This window comes from Mesobacillus boroniphilus JCM 21738 (assembly GCF_000517385.1).
In the GTDB taxonomy this organism is placed as follows: domain Bacteria; phylum Bacillota; class Bacilli; order Bacillales; family Cytobacillaceae; genus Mesobacillus; species Mesobacillus boroniphilus.
The window spans coordinates 25780-43018 of the sequence record NZ_BAUW01000026.1 but is presented as its reverse complement, the minus strand read 5'-3'; the positions used below and the strand labels follow the sequence as shown (position 1 = coordinate 43018).

The window sequence follows — 17239 nt, the reverse complement described above, 5'->3', positions numbered from 1 at the left end:
GTATCACTTCGGACAAAAGCACCTGCCCAACGCCCGGTTTTGTCCGACTAAGGTATAATATAATGACAACTTGTTAAAATATTTTAGAATAAATACAAGTATCCCTTAGTTCACCTTCAACTGAAACTGAATCATTCTTTAGTATGCCATCGAGAGCAAAGCCTAATTTTTTGGGAATTGCCTTACTTTTGGTATTCAGTGAATCACAGCGAATTTCGATTCTGCGGGCTTTAAGCTCCCGAACGGCAAAGTCTGTGATTCCCTGGACAGCCTCTGTCATATACCCTGCCCACAATATCGAGTGTCGATCCAATAACCGATTTCGAACTTGGGTACGTCCCAGTTAATTCTATGTAAACCAGATGAGGCGACAAATTCCCCGGTGTCTTTCTTGAATACAAGGAGCCTCAAGTCTGACCGATTTAAAAAATTCACATACCCTTGTCTGATCACTACTTCCGTTTCTTCAACCGATTGTTCTTTTTGGGCAAACGGCATCCAGGGCTGGAGTTCTTTTAATGATGCATTGATTGATTCACAAGTTACAGCACCATCACCGGGCAGCGGCATCCTGATCAAAAGCCGGTCCGTTTCAAATTCAGTTGGAAAATCCAATAAAATAGGATTCACCGTCCCTCTCCCCTTCCAACTTTATTTTATTCTCTTTAAATACTGATATCCCTCTTTTGGAAAAATAAAAATGTTAGCATCATAAATACTGCGTAATACACAGCAAGTATTGAAAGGGATATTGGCAATGTTATATCTTCAAGAATCCTATCCTGGAGAGCATAGACTGTCAAATCCAAATGCGGGAAAATCAATAATTTCGCCCAAGTATATTTGTCAGCAAGCATCAGGATAATCCCGCCTAGTGTCGATGAAAAGAACAGGACAAAGATACCTATTCCAACTGCAAGAGCCTGGCTTTTAAACAATGTTGACAGCATAAAAGCAATTGTCATGATGATGAGAAGGCTTGGAATGAAGTAAAGCATTTTCAACAAGAATTGTGTCCCGACAATTGCCACTTTTCTACCTTCCAGCGTGATTTCAAACATCTTCATATTGAAATCACCGCTGCCAAATAGGAGTAATCCAATTATATAGCCAGATACGATTAATGTCAGGACCAATAATAATGCATAAATGATGACAGCTATGTACTTTGACAGGAGGATTCGCCATCTTTGATGAGGACGGATCAAAAGCTGTTTGATCGTTCCATCAGAGAATTCTGCCGCAACATTGGCACTGCCTACAACTACCACGAACAAAGTGACAAGTGAACTGACACCTACAACAACATCATTCATAAAATGCCAGTTTGTTTTCTCATTTGGATTTATGTCCTGATCCAAAAATTGCTGGGTCTGCTCAATTTGGTTTTGAATCATTTTCTTTTCGTCACCGGAAGCAGATGCCATCTGGTTTTTAAGCATGGTAATTTCAGCTTGTGTATCCTGTTTCCAATTTAGGTTAGGGTCTGCGCTGAATTTGGAATAAATAATTCCTGCGATTAAAACTGCGAGTACAATAACAATCATGTATATCCAGCTTGCCATTTTGCCGAAAATTTTCATCAATTCATTTTGTATTAAAGGAATCATACCATTTCCTCCTTTTTGTCTTTATTTGTGATTTCCAAGAAGCGGTCTTCAAGCGTTGCTTTTACATTTAAGATTTCAAAAACATCTATATCATTTTCAACAAATAGCTTATTGATCATTGGAATTTGTTCTTTTCGCACGGATAAGGTCAGACGCGTGCCTTTACTAGAAGTCACATTCACATCGGCCATGTGTTCTGTTAAGAGCTTGGAAGCAAGTGTTGGATTTGATAGTTCCACTTCAATCGTTTTTGCCTTTTTAGCCTCTGAAGTTTCATTATCATGCATGGAAGATATATGGATCAGTTTTCCCGTTTCAATAATCGCAAACCGGTCGCACATTAGCTGCATTTCTGATAATAAGTGCGACGAGACTAACACAGATGTTCCATGGCTTGCCAGCAAGCGTAAATAATCTCGGAATTCACGGATGCCTTGAGGATCAAGTCCGTTTGTTGGCTCATCCAGTATGAGAATAGAAGGCTTATGTAAAATGGCTTGTGCAACCCCCAGGCGTTGGCGCATCCCTAAGGAATATGTACGAACTTTGTCATTTATTGCATTTTCAAGACCTACCAATTCGGTCACTTCCTTAATCCGCCCTTCAGTAATATCGCTTAATGCCATACGAGCGTAATGCCTGAGATTTTTATATCCACTAAGGTATTTATAGAATTCCGGGTTTTCCACAATAGCGCCTAATTCATTCATTGCTTCTGTAAAGGAATCATCCAAATCATATCCATTAATTAGCACAGTTCCTCCTGTGCGATTAATCAGACTAACAATCATTCGGATAATTGTTGTTTTCCCTGCACCATTAGGGCCCAGGAGTCCGAAAATTTCACCCCGTTCCACTTTAAAACTCACATCATCAACAATTGTTTTTTTACCAATTGTCTTTGTTAACGCCTTTACCTCAAGGGCAAATTGCGACATAGAATCTCCTCTTCTCTTTTAAAAATATTTGTATTCTAATTTGCTTTCTCGTAGGTTAATACGATGAATATTGTAAAAAGTTACAAAAAAAGCAAAAAAATTTAATTGCTCCACTCAAGTTCACTGATGTATATTGCTATTTGATAATACAAATGCTAATAGTGATGTTCTTACGAATATCAGACGTTTCAAAAATCCATCCCTGAGGTGATAGTATGAGTTACAAAGATCATTTGGATCCGCACTCAGAACTTTTCCACCACACTTGGACAAGGCGCAAGCGATTAAATTCTCAAGTGAATGGCCAGACTCAGGTCACGAAGAATACCATTCTTGCGAGAGGGAACGCAAAAGCCCACCGCTGGTAAAGGATATTTGTAAACGTAAAAAAGGAAAAGGCACTTAATGCCTTTTCCTTTTCAAACTAAAGAAATATAAAATAAATCAAAGCTGCCAATATGATTCGATAAATCGCAAAAGGCACCAATTTAATTTTGTTGATTAACCTCAAAAAGAATTTAATGAATATCAAAGCAAAGACAAACGCACTAAGGAAACCAACGGTGAAAAACGGCAGTGCGTCCATCGTGAAATATCCCCAATTTTTCAATAGGGAAATGCCGCTGGCGCCAAGCATGATTGGAACCGCCATGATGAAAGTGAAATCGGAAGCGGCCCGGTGGCTCATACCAAGAATAACTCCTCCAGCAATTGTTGAACCAGACCTTGAGAATCCTGGCCATAATCCGAGACACTGGAACAAACCTACTCCTAATGCTTGTTTATAGCTGATTTGATCAACATCTTCAGTCTTAAGTTGTTTTGGTTGAAAGCGGTCTGCGAGAATTAATAGAAATGCACCGACTACTAATCCGATTATGACTGTTTCTACCGAAAATAGGTATTCGTCAATATAGTCCTCAAATAAAACTCCTGTCAACCCGGCGGGAATCAAACCAACAATCACCTTAGGCAAGCTTAGCCTTCCTTTGGAATCTCCGATTGAAACACCTTTTTTCAGCGCCAATAGGTTAATGAATCTTTCCTTAAACACAATGACCACTGCTAATATAGATCCTAATTGAATGACTACTTTAAAGGTATTGGCAACAGGTTCTGTAAATAATTGTTTAGAATGCAATAAGAGGTCATCGACAATAATCATATGACCAGTAGACGAAACAGGCGCAAATTCAGTTAATCCTTCTACTAACCCTAGTATAAATGCCACAAATAATTCCCAAATGTTCATGAAGTGGTCTTGCTCCTTTTAAGTTAAAATTAAATATTGGGTACTTACCATGTTCCGAAAACCTTACAAAAAAAATACACTCATTCATTATTATCTTTATTCGGACACTTAGTCAAGCATTCCCAAAGTGCTAAGCATCCCAGACGGCCAAAAAGGGGTTAGGGCAAAAGCAAGTGCAGTCCCAATCCGAATCAGGCTTTGATCTTTACCATTAATAAAGTGGTCCTTCAAAACCCGGTACATTCCAAGAAAGGCGATAAACCTGGTGATTGCCTGGCTTATTCCATAGGCAATCATCGTTGGAAACCATACATATAACCACACAATCAGGCTGTACTCGGTTCCAAGTGCATTCCTTGGCAGCCCTTAATGATTTGAGGAATCCTGGATTGTAATGATCCGGCAATCTGTCCACTCTCAGCAAGTACCTTATACCATGCCAAATTCGAGTCTAGATTGTCATGAACACGGATATGGGCATCGTCTCCTAAAATAAAATAAGGGGATAGGAAGAGTGATTTCACAATCAGAGAAAACACGATGAATATCGGCTCTTTATCCTGAAAGTAATACAAATCACATTACACCTCAAATTTCATTTTTGCTTAAATAAAATTTACACCTTTTTTTGAAACAATTCCCTTAACTGCCAAACAATCAGCATGTGAGCTATTTACCTTCAAACAAGTTGGTAGATAAAGATCATTAAATAAAAAAAGACAAAGAATATCGAAAGAATAAACGCATTCAAAGGATTCTTACAGTGGAGCCTGAGCATGGTATACATTGTGCTGCAGAAAAATACTTCCCAGCCCATCGACCAGCCGTGTGCGAATTTGATAGCTCCCATTTTAAGTGCAATTGCCTCTATAATGACCGACAAAGAAATCCACTTTAAATAATACAAGAACCTTTTAGTTCTTTCTTCAGGAAAACCGCCCAGGAACAAAACAATCATGCTTGGTAAAAAAAACGTATATAATGTTTCCGTAACGAATAGACTCATGAAGTTCTCGTCAAATTCCCACAGATGTTTGTTTCCGATGTAGGAAATATACTCATAGAAACAGCTAAACAAGGCCCAGAAATAAAAAGCAGGTAAAAACTCCTTCCACCTTTGCCAATTCCCTCTTCCGACAGACAATGCGACCCCACCTGCAATCAATACAACATGGAACAAGCTCTTCCCTCCCTTTATTACACCTCGTCTAAATTCCTATGTTAATCCTGGATATCATCAAATCTATTTTCTGCCAATCATTTTGTTTTTTTGTATCTTGTCGGAAGATCCTAAGTTTTTCCCCCTATAAAAAATGCTGTACTGGATTTAAGCCAGTACAGCATTACTAACCTTCTTCTGTTAAGTTATTCTCTGCTTCAAGGATGAATAGATCTTTTTTTGACTGAAGGAATATGATTAAAGTCAGAGCAACAGCCAGCAAGAGCCCCAGTGCGGAGAATGCGATAGTGACTGTTTGCAGTTTCACTAATTCCGCTAAATAACCTAATAGCAACGTTAAGACGATTTGGATCATTGCCTGAAAGAAGGCAAACGCACTGCTGAACCTTCCCATTAAGTCAACCGGAACATTGTTTTGGAAAAAAGTTGTATATCCCGTAAAAGAAAATGGAGAAAAGAACCCAATAATTATAAAGCCAATGACAGCCAGAGGCACTGTGTCTGCAGAAGCAAGATAAAACAGCAAGTATCCTGTTACAGACAAAAAGGACCCCGCTCCCAGCAGCATTTTTATAGAAAGACGATTCGCCAGAGCTGACACTGCAAATGAACCAGCCACATAACCAGCTCCCGTAAGACTTACCAACAATCCATAATTCTGTTCTGATAAGCCGACAACCTGCTGAATGAAGGTTACCTCCTGTGAATCAAGTGCAAATGAGATTAATGTAATGAACTGAAAAACCAGGAAAACCACCATAAACCCTGCTGCTGTTTTCCCGAAATTGATTACAGCCTTCCAATCGGCAGCAATCATTTTCATCGTAATTCGATCCCTATACTGTTCATTCGCTGCACGTTCATCGACATCAGGCAGGAAGAAAATTGCTACAGCACATAAAAAGAAAGTTACTGCATTAATATAAATACTTGTACTTATGCTTCCATACATGATCAGCAGTCCAGACACACTCGGGCCAACCAGCATTGCCCCGGATGTTGCGAATGAAAAAATTGAATTGAAGCGTTTTCTCTTTTCAGGAGGTACAAGCTTCGTTATGTATGTTTCTGAAGTTGGGCCAAAAAATGCCCCAGCAATATTTGTTAAGAACATAATAATATAAATCGGAACTAAAGAAGTAAATAATGGAATGATCGCAATTAAAATACCCCGAAGAACATCAATGGAAATCATTAACCTTCTCTTATTGACCCAATCTATGACGCTGCCAGCCCAAGTATTAGTCAGGAGAATCGCCAACGGCCTGATGATGAATAATCCTGCAATCGCAGCGGCAGAGCCTGTTAATTTTAATACTAATAAATTTATAGCCACAAAATAAATCCAATTACCAATGTTTGAAACCCCAATTCCCAAAACCAAGAGTATGGGATTTTTCCAGCCCTTCAAAAAGACCCCTCCTGAGTACAGAATATAAATGTCAGAATATTACTTAAGTATTTCTCTCTCCATCCTATCTTTACCTTCCAAAAGTTTCAAGTAGCTATCGTGTTCTTACTTGTATTTTTTTCCATTTTAGATTAATGTCACAATTTGTCCACATGAATTTTCCCAACAACAAATACAGAAAAACATACTCAATACCCGTCATAGCAACATTTCTAAACATCAAGCCTATTAATTTCATTTATTTACCACTGCTAGTCGTACAATTTACCCATTCATAACGTTGATATATTACTTATAATGGTATTTAGAATTGAATTGATAAGGAGCTGAAACTATGAATTCAAATCCGAAGTTTGTTTCTAAGATCCTTCCGCTTTTTGCGGCGTTTATGGTTATAATTACGTTAACAGTGACATTTGTCGTTCAAAATACTGATGATAAAGTATCTGTTCCATTTTCTTCGCTTGTCAAGTCTATTGAGGGCCTGAATGGTGGCGAAGCAACACTTATTGAAAAAATGGATGGAACTCTCGTACTTGAGACAAATGATTCAACATTTGTTTCCCAAGTTCCTCCAGGCAGCCAGATGGTTGAGAAATTAGTAGAGAAATACAATATAAACTATGAGTATACGAACAACAGTAAGTATGGCGCTTGGATCCTTGGTGGAGTGTTATTGCTGTTGATGGCTACTGCGTTCGTGATCCAAAAGAAAACAGGAGGTATAGGCACAGGCAATAGAATGAAAAACAGTCTTTCAAAACCTACCCCCCTGCCTTCCATTACCTTAGCAGATGTAGGTGGATTGCAAGAAGAAATGAAAGAGGAAATCATACAGACTCTATCAATCTTGAAAAATCCAGAAAAATCATCCAAGATGGGCATTAAGCCTCCAAAGGGGATTCTGTTATACGGACCTCCAGGCACAGGTAAAACCCTGCTTGCTCAAGCTATTGCCCGTGAATTGAATGCCAATTTCTTCTCAGCCAGTGGATCTGCATTTAATGAGATGTTCATCGGTGTAGGTGCATCACGTGTCCGCAGCTTATTCCAAAGTGCCCGCAAGCAAGGCCCGGCTGTAATTTTCATCGATGAAGTCGATGCTCTTGCAGGCAAGCGTAAACCCCATGGCGGTGAAGAAGGTGAAAAGACACTGACAGAGCTTCTTGTCCAGCTTGACGGGGGACATTCTAACGATGGCATCCTATTCATTGCTGCTACAAACAGAAAAGACATGCTTGATGATGCATTCCTGCGCCCTGGACGTATCGATTTCTCATTTAACGTCCCTCTTCCAGATACGAAAGGGAGAAGAGAGATCATCGATATTCATATTAAAGGAAAAAACCTTGCTGACAATGTAGTCGCAGCATTGGATGACCTGGCAGAAAGCACTTCTGGATTCTCAGGCGCAGAGCTGCATTCATTGTTTGAAACTGCAAGCAGACGGGCGTTAAGGAATGGACAGGATTTCATTTCGAAGAGTGATATTGATTATGCTCTTGACCGAACAATACTCGGAAGCACGTCCCGCACCCTTCAGGATGCCGACACAAAGCGAAGGGTAGCAATCCATGAGGCAGGACATGCTCTGGTATCAGCTGTTACTAAACCTGGTTCAGTCCGTAAAGCAACGATCATTCCTCGTGGACAGGCACTCGGTTATGTTGCTCCAATTCCTAAAGAGCTTCAATTGTCTACTCACAGCGATTTGATCGACCGGATTGCCATGATTCTTGCTGGCGGTGTCGCTGAAAGGATGATTCTAGGTGAGCACAGTATTGGGGTAAGCGGAGATGTCCAACAGGCTAAACAGATCATTGAGCAAATGGTTGACACCGGATTGCTTCAGGAAGGTTTCTCACTTACATTTAGCAAAGGCTTAAAAGAAACAAAAATGCAGGAGCTTTTCGATAACGCTTTAGAAAAATCCGAAATGATCATAAATGCCAACCGGAATCAATTTGAACGACTAGTAGATGAATTGCTAAAGAAAGAAACACTCGAAGGTTCCGAAGTAGATGAGATTGTCCAGGATAAAAATGGATTTCGTGAGGATCAATATATAATGGCTTAACAAGTGTAAAAGGCTTTCCACACAGTGGAAAGCCTTTTTTACTTTTGCTCAAGAGCCTGGGCCAGGTTTGTTCGAACTTTTGTATCTTTAAAGGAAAGGCCTAGCTGTACGGCTGTCTGGGCAATTTCAGGCCGGATACCAGAAAGAGTTGTGTTCACGCCTATTAGTTTCAATGCATTTAAAAGCTGGAATAACTGGTGGGCAACCATTGTGTCTATCATCGCCACACCGGATAGATCGACAAACAAATGGTGTATCCCTCTTTGACTGCAATGTTTCAGTGTGTTTTCAAGGATCATTTTCGCCCTGGATGTATCAATATCTCCAATTAGAGGCAGCAAGCCTTGATGGTTGCTTAACGAGATAACAGGTGCACTTAATTCGTTGATTGTCTCCTGCTGGGCTTTCAAAACGGTTTGCGAGTATTTATATGTAGCTTCAACAAATCGTAAAATGACTTCATCCATTTCTTTAAGGATGACATCATACCAGACATCAACTTCTTTTCTTGTTATCTCTGGATGTACCTCAGCAAATTTTCGGAGATATTCAAAATACTGATTCCTGACGTTTTTAAATTCCCTGATCACATAATGGATAGGTGTATTAATATGTTCGATATCACTGGCAATTTCGTTAATCCAAGGTTCAAAGTCCTGGAAAAAATCTTTTTCCCCTTTATTAAATAATTCAATAAAATGCAGATGAAAATCATGGTTTTGCTCTTTTAAGGCTTTTATGACATCAGGTTCCTTTGACGCATAAACACCTGCTGTCTTAGTTCTATCAATATTTTGATACCATTCCTCAGTTAAATTGCGGGTGTTTTCTTTTAGATATATATATAACTCTTGATTTCTGTGCATTAAGCTTCCCCCCATCTGGAAATGCACCATTGTGGCTATAGGAAAAGTGCAAGATAGTCTTTTTTTTGAATTATATCAAATATATTCCCCTTTAAGAAATATTAACGTGGTGATCCATTTCAACCATGTAATATTGGATTTATCTATCTGATTTTAATCTAATCCATGTTTTTCCTTCAGCTCAGGAGAAGCCATTTTTATGATCTGTTGAAAAATGATAAGCAGCACGCCTACATCATCTACGATCTATCAGCGTCAAGAAGTCGGGGATGATATCAAACGGCAGGAGAAAATAGCCGATAATCAAACCAACTGAAATTACTTTTTGCTTTACTGGGACCATTTTAGAAGTAAAGAATTCTATTAAAAAAGGAACAAACCTTTTCACTTTAAATATAAGCCTAATTCTTTTGAAGAACTTCTTCATGAAAAAACCTCCTTCGTAATAGTAATACCCTCATTCACTTTTATGGAATCTATAAAAACCTAAACAGACGAAAAAACTGTAACGCTATATCTTTATACGCAGGAAATAGAGTTTTGTTTCAATCGACAATAAAAAAACAGCCAATATCAATTGGCTGCTTCCGAGCTTTATAAAATGATTTACTTTGCTTGCTGATCGCAATAGTAATGTATTGCTTCTTTAAAAAACGCTGCTAGTCCTTGTTGGTATTTGTCTATATTTTTCGTGAACCGTGGGTCATCGACATATAAATCCCCTAGCCCGCGAAATATATCCAGGGTGCAATCATAATAATGATCAGTAATAAACTGGCGCCAATCCGCTACTGCTCGCTGTACTCCTGGGTCTTCTGGACCGAGGTCCATTCCGGCAATGACTCGCTTATAAATTTCATCTGTCTTCTTCTGGATTTCACCCCAGTCTTCAGGAGAATATCCAATAGTTCTCTTCTCTACTTTTTCGACAGTCTCCTTACCGTATCTCTCCTTCGCTTCCTCACTATATTTTTTCTGATGTTCTTCGATTTCCTTCATATCAAAACCTTTGAACATATCATTATTCTTCATTTGATAACCTCCTTCTATTGAATCGATTGTCATTTCCACTGTCCGAATGATCTCATCAAGCCGCTTTTTTTTCGCTAAAAGCAATTCTTTATGCTTTTTAAGATTTTCTTTGCGGTTGAAATCTGGCCGATTAACAATGTCCTTGATTTCTTGAAGAGAAAAATCCATTTCCTTGAAAACTAAAATTTGCTGAAGGCGCTCCAGATTTTCATCTGAATAAAGCCGGTATCCAGAAGAGGACACCCTCTCCGGTTTGAGTAAACCAATACGATCATAGTGATGCAAAGTACGCACACTTACTCCAGTCGTCTCCGCAACTTCTTTTACTTTGTACATATCTCGATCACCTCCACATTTAGAGCGTAAACTATAACACTGCGTCAGAGTCAATATATTTTTGTTAATTTCATATTCAGAAAATCCATGTATAATAGAGAAAATTTTTAAGGAGACATGAAAATGTACACTTTTACTGAGGATTCCGTCGACAACAAAAATTTACGTATTTACACTCTTATACGATTGTTAAAAATTATCACATATGAAATGCTTATATAATAGAAGAAATAGAAATGATATTTTTTCCTGACAGATAAAAATGAAAAATAAAACAAGCCGATGATTATCAGCTTGTTCTAAAGTTTAACATTCGAATTGATACGCTTCCCTTTCAGCAACCTTGTTGGAATCAAACAGAACTTTCCCATCAATCATTGTTAATTCCACTTTCATTTCTTTAATTTTATTTTTCTCTCTTTTCATTATACTAGAATTCAGGACGACTAAATCTGGTATTTCAGAATTTTTAGCTTTTAAAGTTGCTCATTCAATCTAAATCATCGTCATCTGGTGTGCCTTTGCAACTTCTTCATAGACGATTTTTCCATTCAGGACATTGAGCCCTTTATGTAAGGCATCATTTTCTATAAAGGCTCGCTCGTATCCTTTATTGGCGATTTGTAAAATATAAGGAACTGTCACATTGGTCAGGGCTATTGTTGATGTCCTCGGAACTGCGCCCGGCATGTTTCCGACTGCATAGTGGACAACCCCATGTTTTACATAGGTTGGATTGGCATGGGTGGTAACATGGGTGGCAGTTTCAAAGATCCCTCCCTGGTCAATCGCCACATCGACAATCACAGAACCTTCCTGCATCAAGCACACCATTTCTTCCGTTACAAGCTTCGGTGCCTTCGCACCTGGAATAAGGACTGCCCCGATCACAAGGTCCGATTCAGCAACGGTATCCGCAATCGTATATGGGCTAGACATCAAGGTCGTTATGCTGTAGCCAAAAATATCATCGAGTTCCCTGAGCCGTTCAGGGCTTACATCAAGAATGGACACCTGCGCTCCCAGGCCAACTGCGACCTTCGCAGCATTCGTACCGACCACGCCTCCGCCAATAATCGTCACTTTCCCCCTATTGACACCTGGAACCCCGCCAAGCAAAACACCTTTTCCGCCGTGTGTTTTTTCAAGGAATGCTGCTCCAATCTGTGTCGCCATCCTTCCGGCCACCTCGCTCATTGGTGTGAGCAGCGGCAATGTCCGATTCGGGAGCTGAACAGTTTCATAGGCGACAGCCACGACATTCTTTTCAATTAAGGCTTCCGTTAACCGCCGGTCAGCAGCAAGGTGCAAATACGTAAATAAAATCAGGCCATCATAAAAATACTTGTACTCGTCTGGCGTTGGCTCCTTGACCTTGATAACCATCTCACTTTTCCAAACCTCTGAGGCCGTCTCGGCAATCACGGCTCCAGCTTCTATATAAAGCTCATCAATAAACCCGGAATTAACACCTGCTGCTTTTTCAATGACAACCTTATGCTGGTGCTGTGTCAGCTGCATCACCCCTGCTGGCGTGAGGCCAACCCTGTTCTCGTTGTTCTTGACTTCTTTAGGTACACCAATTCTCATCGTCCATCTACCTTTCAAGTAAAATAGTATGTGGAACAAAAAGCGCAAGCGCCTCGTTCAGCCCCGACAAGCGCTGGAGGGCCGACCAGTGAAGTCGTTCTTTGGCTTCATTGTGCGGACCGAAGCGACTCGAGGGGCTAGGCGCTGGAGCTGGATTAAGAAAACCTGGATAGTTATTCACATTGAAAATATTTTATAATTTCCTATTAAAGTACAAAACACCCGCAATTCCCTCTAGCTTCATGGATTACGAGTGTCCTAGATGGTGATTTTACTGAATTGCTTTCAGCTCTTCAGACAGTGTCTGGATGATGAAATCCAAATCTTCAAATTCAATGTTCAGAGGCGGAGCAAGCGTCAGGACATTGTTGTAGCCAGCTACAGTAGCCCCGTTCTTGCCAATGATCAGTCCCTTTTGTTTACACCCGCCAATGACTTTATTCACAAGATCCGTTCCCAGAGGATCCTTTGAAGTTTTATCTTTCACCAGCTCAATCCCGACAAGCAGACCCTTTCCTCTGACATCCCCTACAAAAGGAAGACCTTTAAGCTTTGACGACAGACCTTGCTTTAAATAATCCCCAAGCTCTCTTGAGCGATCAAATAGCTGCTCATTTTCCATGATCTCCAGATTCTTCAACGCCAGGGCACAGGCCGCAGGGTTTCCTCCAAACGTATTGACATGGCGGAAATAATCGTATTCCTCTGAACCTTTAAAAGCTTCGTAGATTTCCTTGCGAACGGCCGTTGCCGACAATGGGAGATAGGCGCTGGTTATTCCCTTGGCCATCGTGATGATATCCGGTTTGACATCGTAATTCATAAAGCCAAATGGCTTTCCTGTGCGACCGAATCCGCAAATAACCTCATCTGCAATCAAGAGGGCTCCATGTTTTTCACAAACCTCTTTTACACCCTTCATATATTGATCAGGAGGGACAATGACTCCACCGCCCGTGATGATCGGCTCCATGATGACACCGGCAATCGTCTCGCTCAGTTCCCAGGTCATCACGCGGTCGATATCCTTGACCGATTGCAGATCAGCACCATTCATATCGGCCTGATCGGCATCCCTGTATAAATCCGGCGGGGCCACATGCAGGAAGCCGGGAGCAAGCGGTTCATACTTGTATTTCCGCTGCGCCTGCCCTGTTGCCGCCAGCGCCCCCATTGAATTACCATGGTATGCCCGGTAGCGGGAAATAAATTTGTACCGTTCTGGCTCTCCGTTTTGCTGATGATATTGTCTTACCAGCTTGAAGGCCGTTTCGTTCGCTTCCGAACCGCTGTTCGAAAAGAAGATCACATAGTCGTCGCCAAGAAGTTCATTTAATTTTTCCGCAAGCTTGATCGCGGGAATGTGACTCTGGCTGAGCGGGAAATAAGCCATTTGCTTCAGCTGCTCATACGCTGCATCCGCAAGTTCAGTCCTTCCGTACCCAACATTCACACACCACAGTCCAGCCATGGCATCCAGATATCTTTTCCCTTTATGGTCTGTCACCCATGAGCCTTCCGCCTTTTCGGCAATCAATGTACTGTCAGGACTGTACGGCTTCATGGAATGCCAGATATAATCCCGGTCTTTTGTGAGGAAATCCTCACCTTGTTTAATTTTAGTCATACCTGCCTTCCTCCTAAGCTCTATTTCATGCTTAATACGTATATTTAATAATCGAAACGGGAAGTGATCATTTTTTTACGAGTAAAGAAATTGACCCCATCCTTGCCATTTACATGAAGGTCTCCATAGAAGGAGTCTTTCCAGCCGGAGAATGGGAAGAAAGCCATGGTTGCCGGTACGCCAACATTGACTCCCAGCATTCCTGCATCTGCTTCTTCTCTGAATTTTCGTATGGCCCTTGCATCCTTTGAATAGATGGTTGCACCATTTCCGAAACGGGATTTTCGAAGATACTCAAGTGCTTCATCCAAATCCTCCGCCCTCAGCAAGCTTAATACCGGTGCGAAAATTTCATCCTTCGCAATCGTCATTTCAGGGGTGACATCGTCAAAAATCGTCGGTCCCAGGAATGTACCTTCCTTCAATTCGTCGAGTGCATTTCGTCCATCCAGCAACAGCGTTGCACCTTCTTCCACACCTTTTTCAATGTAACCCAGCACCTTTTCACGATGTGATTCCCTGATGACCGGAGTCAGAAGAACCTCATCATCCAGACCATTACCAATCACAAGCTCGTCTGCCTTCTGCTTTAAGGCCTGGACGAACTGCTCACCTTCGCCAACAACAACGACAGCACTGCACGCCATGCATCGCTGACCGGCACTTCCATAAGCCGAACTGACAATATGTGTAACGGTCTTTTCCATATCCGCATCCGGCATGACAATGTGGTGATTTTTCGCTCCAGATAATGCCTGGACGCGTTTCCCTTGAGCGGCCGCTCTTTCATAGACATATTTGGCGACTGGCTGTGAGCCAACAAAAGAAATCGCCTTCACATCCTCATGGTCTAGCAGTCCATTCACGACATCATGGGCTCCATGAACGATATTCAAAACTCCCTTCGGCGCACCAGCTTCACTGAACAGCCCAACCAATTCATTCGCTAATAGCGGTGTTCGTTCAGATGGCTTAAGGACAAATGTATTTCCGCATGCAATTGCCAATGGGAACATCCACAGCGGCACCATCATCGGAAAGTTAAACGGCGTGATTCCGCCAACTACACCCAGCGGATAACGAAACATCTCAGAGTCGATATCCTCCGCTATATTTGACAGACTTTCTCCCATCATCAGCGTTGGCGCCCCAGCTGCAAATTCTACACACTCGATGCCCCTCTGCACTTCTCCATGTGCTTCCTTATAGGCTTTACCATTCTCCTGAACGATCAGCTTTGCCAGCTTTTCATGATTTTCTGTCAGAAGGTGATGGTACTTATATAAAATTCTCGCCCTTTTTGGCACCGGAGTATTTTTCCATGTTTTGAAGGCTTCATTCGCAGCGCTTATTGCTAGATCGACATCTGCTTTTGTGGATATCGGCACCCTCGCCAGCACTTCACCTGTTGCCGGATTTGGCACATCGAGCGCTTCTGTGCTTTGCGCATCCACCCATTCTCCATTGATGTAATTCTTCAAGACAGCTGTTTCATTTTTTATGACAGTCATTACTTCTTAACCTCCTTATTTTTTCGAAATATTTAAAAATCTTACCTTATAGTAAATTATCTTTTATTTGATCCATGCTTTCATTAGACATTATGTAAAATATGTAGCTTTAAAGATTGCACATAATGAAAAAAGCATGATCAGTAAATTACGACAATGATTCCTGTTCAACCGGTTTCCCCTGTTTTGACGAAAGCAGGAATTCATAGGAATGGAGCATGAATTCAATGGCAAGCCGTTTTTCATGATTCATAAAATCATCACCAAGCAGCTTTTCCAGCTTTTCAATCCGGTGGTATAAGGTTTGCCGCACGACAAAGAGCCGCTTCGCAGTTTCCTGCTTGGATCCATTACAGGCAAGATAAGTTTTCAATGTTTCCATCAGCTTGCCATTATACTTTTTGTCATAGCAGATAACTGGTTCGAGATATTCCAGGACAATTTCATTCAAATCCAAATGCCGGTTCAAATGCGAAATCAGCCTGTAAATATGAAGATCATCATAAAAATAGCTCATCACCTGCTGGCCGCAACGATTTTGGATCCGAATGGTTTCAATCGCGGTCTGATAACTGAGATTGAGGTTTGTCAAATCCTCTACGTATTTACCTACCCCCAGCTCCAGCTTGGATTTATGCTTGCCAACCTTAAAATCCTGCTGAACGAGCTTTTCAATCCCTTCACGTATCCGCTGCTTCCAGGTGGATGAATTTCTTTTATTCAGAAAGATAAAAATCAGCGAATCTCTTTTCAATTGAACAACGTAAAGCCTGCTGCTCAAAAATCGTCCTCGTGTAAAGCTTGAAATACGTTAAGTCGACGTTTGAATATTTATTGAATGGATCGAGCTTGCAGAGGCAAACGAATGCTCCCTTTGGTTTCATCCCCGGCATGTGATAAGCCAGGTACTCATGAATCGACTCCTCGCTGTATTCACCGTCAAGCCAGCTCATCAGCCATTCCGATTCCTCTGCCCGCTTTTTCTCCTCCACATAGTGCTTCCTTAGAAGAAACTGAGCAAGTGCGGTAGCAGTCCTGTCGAGAATCAGCTGATCAAAATCTGTTATAACCCTGTCTTTGCAATAGATAATCAGCTCGGCTTTGCTGTCTCCGAGAAGCTGAATCGGCATGCTTGCAACAGATGGCGAGGCAGGACCCATAGCGTGTTTTTCAATAATATTCATTAGTTCGTCCTGTTCCTTCTCATTTACTTTTGGGGTGAACTGTATTTCATGGTGACTAAAAATGGTGATGACCTGAATCTTTAGATATTGCTGGATAAAATGGAGGATGTCATTATGATCTTCAATCGTTAAAAGGTTCTTATTCAGCGCCTGAGAATAGCCTTCCAAGTCTGAGATCATTTGATATTGGTGATTGATTAGGAGAGTATGTATATCCTGTGTTATTTCAACAAAAGGCACTTCTTGTTTAAAAAAGTATTATTGGAAATTGCTGCTCGTTAGCCAGCTCAATGATTTCCTCAGGCAAAAAAGTTGTGTATGTACCGATTTCAATACATAGCCCTGAAGCTTGTGATTCGATCAGCTGCTCCACCACCGAAAGGAACATGGCCTTGTCCTCTTTCCAGGCAAGCCCTGTCGATAAAATCAATTCATTCCCGTTCAAAAGATTTCTGATCTTCGTCACATCGACCACATGAACCCATTTCACAAGTCTGGATAATCCTTCTTTGCCGGCAATGACTTCAATATTTTCAAAATGCTTTCTTTGCAAAAGATCTTTTACAGTAAGATAAGAATTCAAAGAAAAACCTCCTTTTCATAGGGTTATCCTTTACTATAAAAT

12 protein-coding genes and 4 pseudogenes are annotated in these 17239 nt (G+C 41.0%); 2 read left to right on the top strand and 14 right to left on the bottom strand.

Features of this window, described 5'->3' with window-relative positions:
• Positions 1-73 precede the first annotated feature (73 nt).
• The 3 genes and pseudogenes from JCM21738_RS09660 to JCM21738_RS09650 all read right to left on the bottom strand — a co-directional run bounded on the left by JCM21738_RS09660 (position 74) and on the right by JCM21738_RS09650 (position 2548).
• A pseudogene (locus JCM21738_RS09660) lies at positions 74-630 on the bottom strand (GNAT family N-acetyltransferase).
• A gap of 35 nt (positions 631-665) precedes the next feature.
• A complete protein-coding gene (locus tag JCM21738_RS09655) occupies positions 666-1610 on the bottom strand; it encodes an ABC transporter permease (RefSeq protein WP_023614043.1) in 945 nt (314 codons plus the stop codon).
• On the bottom strand, positions 1607-2548 hold the full coding sequence (locus JCM21738_RS09650) for an ABC transporter ATP-binding protein (protein WP_023614042.1): 942 nt from the start codon (positions 2546-2548) through the stop codon (positions 1607-1609). Before JCM21738_RS09650 ends, JCM21738_RS09655 begins: the two co-directional genes overlap by 4 nt.
• A 215-nt stretch (positions 2549-2763) precedes the next feature.
• Between JCM21738_RS09650 and JCM21738_RS23255 the strand changes: the two genes are divergently transcribed.
• Positions 2764-2916, top strand: coding sequence for a YpzG family protein (locus tag JCM21738_RS23255; protein WP_081742094.1), 153 nt, complete (start codon positions 2764-2766; stop codon positions 2914-2916).
• A gap of 56 nt (positions 2917-2972) precedes the next feature.
• Here JCM21738_RS23255 and JCM21738_RS09645 read toward each other — a convergent pair whose 3' ends face one another.
• The 4 genes and pseudogenes from JCM21738_RS09645 to JCM21738_RS09625 all read right to left on the bottom strand — a co-directional run bounded on the left by JCM21738_RS09645 (position 2973) and on the right by JCM21738_RS09625 (position 6391).
• Entirely contained in the window at positions 2973-3800 is an 828-nt protein-coding gene (locus JCM21738_RS09645; protein WP_023614041.1) for an undecaprenyl-diphosphate phosphatase, read from the bottom strand.
• Between the two features lie 120 nt (positions 3801-3920).
• Positions 3921-4375 (bottom strand): annotated as a pseudogene (locus JCM21738_RS25695) (DUF6044 family protein); the annotation flags it as partial.
• Between the two features lie 104 nt (positions 4376-4479).
• Entirely contained in the window at positions 4480-4980 is a 501-nt protein-coding gene (locus JCM21738_RS09630; RefSeq protein ID WP_023614038.1) for a CBO0543 family protein, read from the bottom strand.
• A gap of 166 nt (positions 4981-5146) precedes the next feature.
• A complete protein-coding gene (locus tag JCM21738_RS09625; protein ID WP_035209271.1) occupies positions 5147-6391 on the bottom strand; it encodes an MFS transporter in 1245 nt (414 codons plus the stop codon).
• Positions 6392-6725: 334 nt separating this feature from the next.
• On the opposite strand from JCM21738_RS09625, the gene JCM21738_RS09620 reads away from it, so the two are divergent.
• Positions 6726-8468 carry an AAA family ATPase gene (locus tag JCM21738_RS09620; protein WP_023614036.1) on the top strand — a complete coding sequence of 581 codons (1743 nt, stop codon included), beginning with the start codon at positions 6726-6728 and terminating at the stop codon, positions 8466-8468.
• A gap of 38 nt (positions 8469-8506) precedes the next feature.
• Here the strand turns inward: JCM21738_RS09620 and JCM21738_RS09615 are convergent, their stop codons facing one another.
• The 7 genes and pseudogenes from JCM21738_RS09615 to JCM21738_RS09585 all read right to left on the bottom strand — a co-directional run bounded on the left by JCM21738_RS09615 (position 8507) and on the right by JCM21738_RS09585 (position 17197).
• Entirely contained in the window at positions 8507-9334 is an 828-nt protein-coding gene (locus JCM21738_RS09615) for an STAS domain-containing protein (RefSeq protein ID WP_023614035.1), read from the bottom strand.
• Between the two features lie 153 nt (positions 9335-9487).
• Positions 9488-9761: pseudogene (locus tag JCM21738_RS09610) on the bottom strand (YkvA family protein).
• A gap of 179 nt (positions 9762-9940) precedes the next feature.
• Complete coding sequence (locus JCM21738_RS09605) at positions 9941-10702, bottom strand: MerR family transcriptional regulator (RefSeq protein WP_023614033.1); 762 nt, start codon at positions 10700-10702, stop codon at positions 9941-9943.
• A gap of 495 nt (positions 10703-11197) precedes the next feature.
• Entirely contained in the window at positions 11198-12292 is a 1095-nt protein-coding gene (ald, locus tag JCM21738_RS09600; RefSeq protein WP_023614031.1) for an alanine dehydrogenase, read from the bottom strand.
• A gap of 271 nt (positions 12293-12563) precedes the next feature.
• Positions 12564-13919, bottom strand: coding sequence for an aspartate aminotransferase family protein (locus JCM21738_RS09595; RefSeq protein WP_023614030.1), 1356 nt, complete (start codon positions 13917-13919; stop codon positions 12564-12566).
• A 44-nt stretch (positions 13920-13963) separates the two neighbouring features.
• Positions 13964-15430: a CoA-acylating methylmalonate-semialdehyde dehydrogenase gene (locus tag JCM21738_RS09590; protein WP_023614029.1), complete on the bottom strand. Its 1467-nt coding sequence runs from the start codon at positions 15428-15430 to the stop codon at positions 13964-13966.
• Positions 15431-15578: 148 nt separating this feature from the next.
• Positions 15579-17197, bottom strand: a pseudogene (locus JCM21738_RS09585) (PucR family transcriptional regulator).
• Positions 17198-17239 lie beyond the last annotated feature (42 nt).

Excerpts from the sequence above, each read along its gene's own strand:
- JCM21738_RS09645 (WP_023614041.1), bottom strand. The coding sequence starts at position 3,800 with ATGAACATTTGGGAATTATTTGTGGCATTTATACTAGGGTTAGTAGAA.
- JCM21738_RS09605 (WP_023614033.1), bottom strand. The coding sequence starts at position 10,702 with ATGTACAAAGTAAAAGAAGTTGCGGAGACGACTGGAGTAAGTGTGCGT.
- JCM21738_RS23255 (WP_081742094.1), top strand. The coding sequence starts at position 2,764 with ATGAGTTACAAAGATCATTTGGATCCGCACTCAGAACTTTTCCACCAC.
- ald (WP_023614031.1), bottom strand. The coding sequence starts at position 12,292 with ATGAGAATTGGTGTACCTAAAGAAGTCAAGAACAACGAGAACAGGGTT.
- JCM21738_RS09590 (WP_023614029.1), bottom strand. The coding sequence starts at position 15,430 with ATGACTGTCATAAAAAATGAAACAGCTGTCTTGAAGAATTACATCAAT.
- JCM21738_RS09615 (WP_023614035.1), bottom strand. The coding sequence starts at position 9,334 with ATGCACAGAAATCAAGAGTTATATATATATCTAAAAGAAAACACCCGC.
- JCM21738_RS09595 (WP_023614030.1), bottom strand. The coding sequence starts at position 13,919 with ATGACTAAAATTAAACAAGGTGAGGATTTCCTCACAAAAGACCGGGAT.
- JCM21738_RS09620 (WP_023614036.1), top strand. The coding sequence starts at position 6,726 with ATGAATTCAAATCCGAAGTTTGTTTCTAAGATCCTTCCGCTTTTTGCG.
- JCM21738_RS09655 (WP_023614043.1), bottom strand. The coding sequence starts at position 1,610 with ATGATTCCTTTAATACAAAATGAATTGATGAAAATTTTCGGCAAAATG.
- JCM21738_RS09650 (WP_023614042.1), bottom strand. The coding sequence starts at position 2,548 with ATGTCGCAATTTGCCCTTGAGGTAAAGGCGTTAACAAAGACAATTGGT.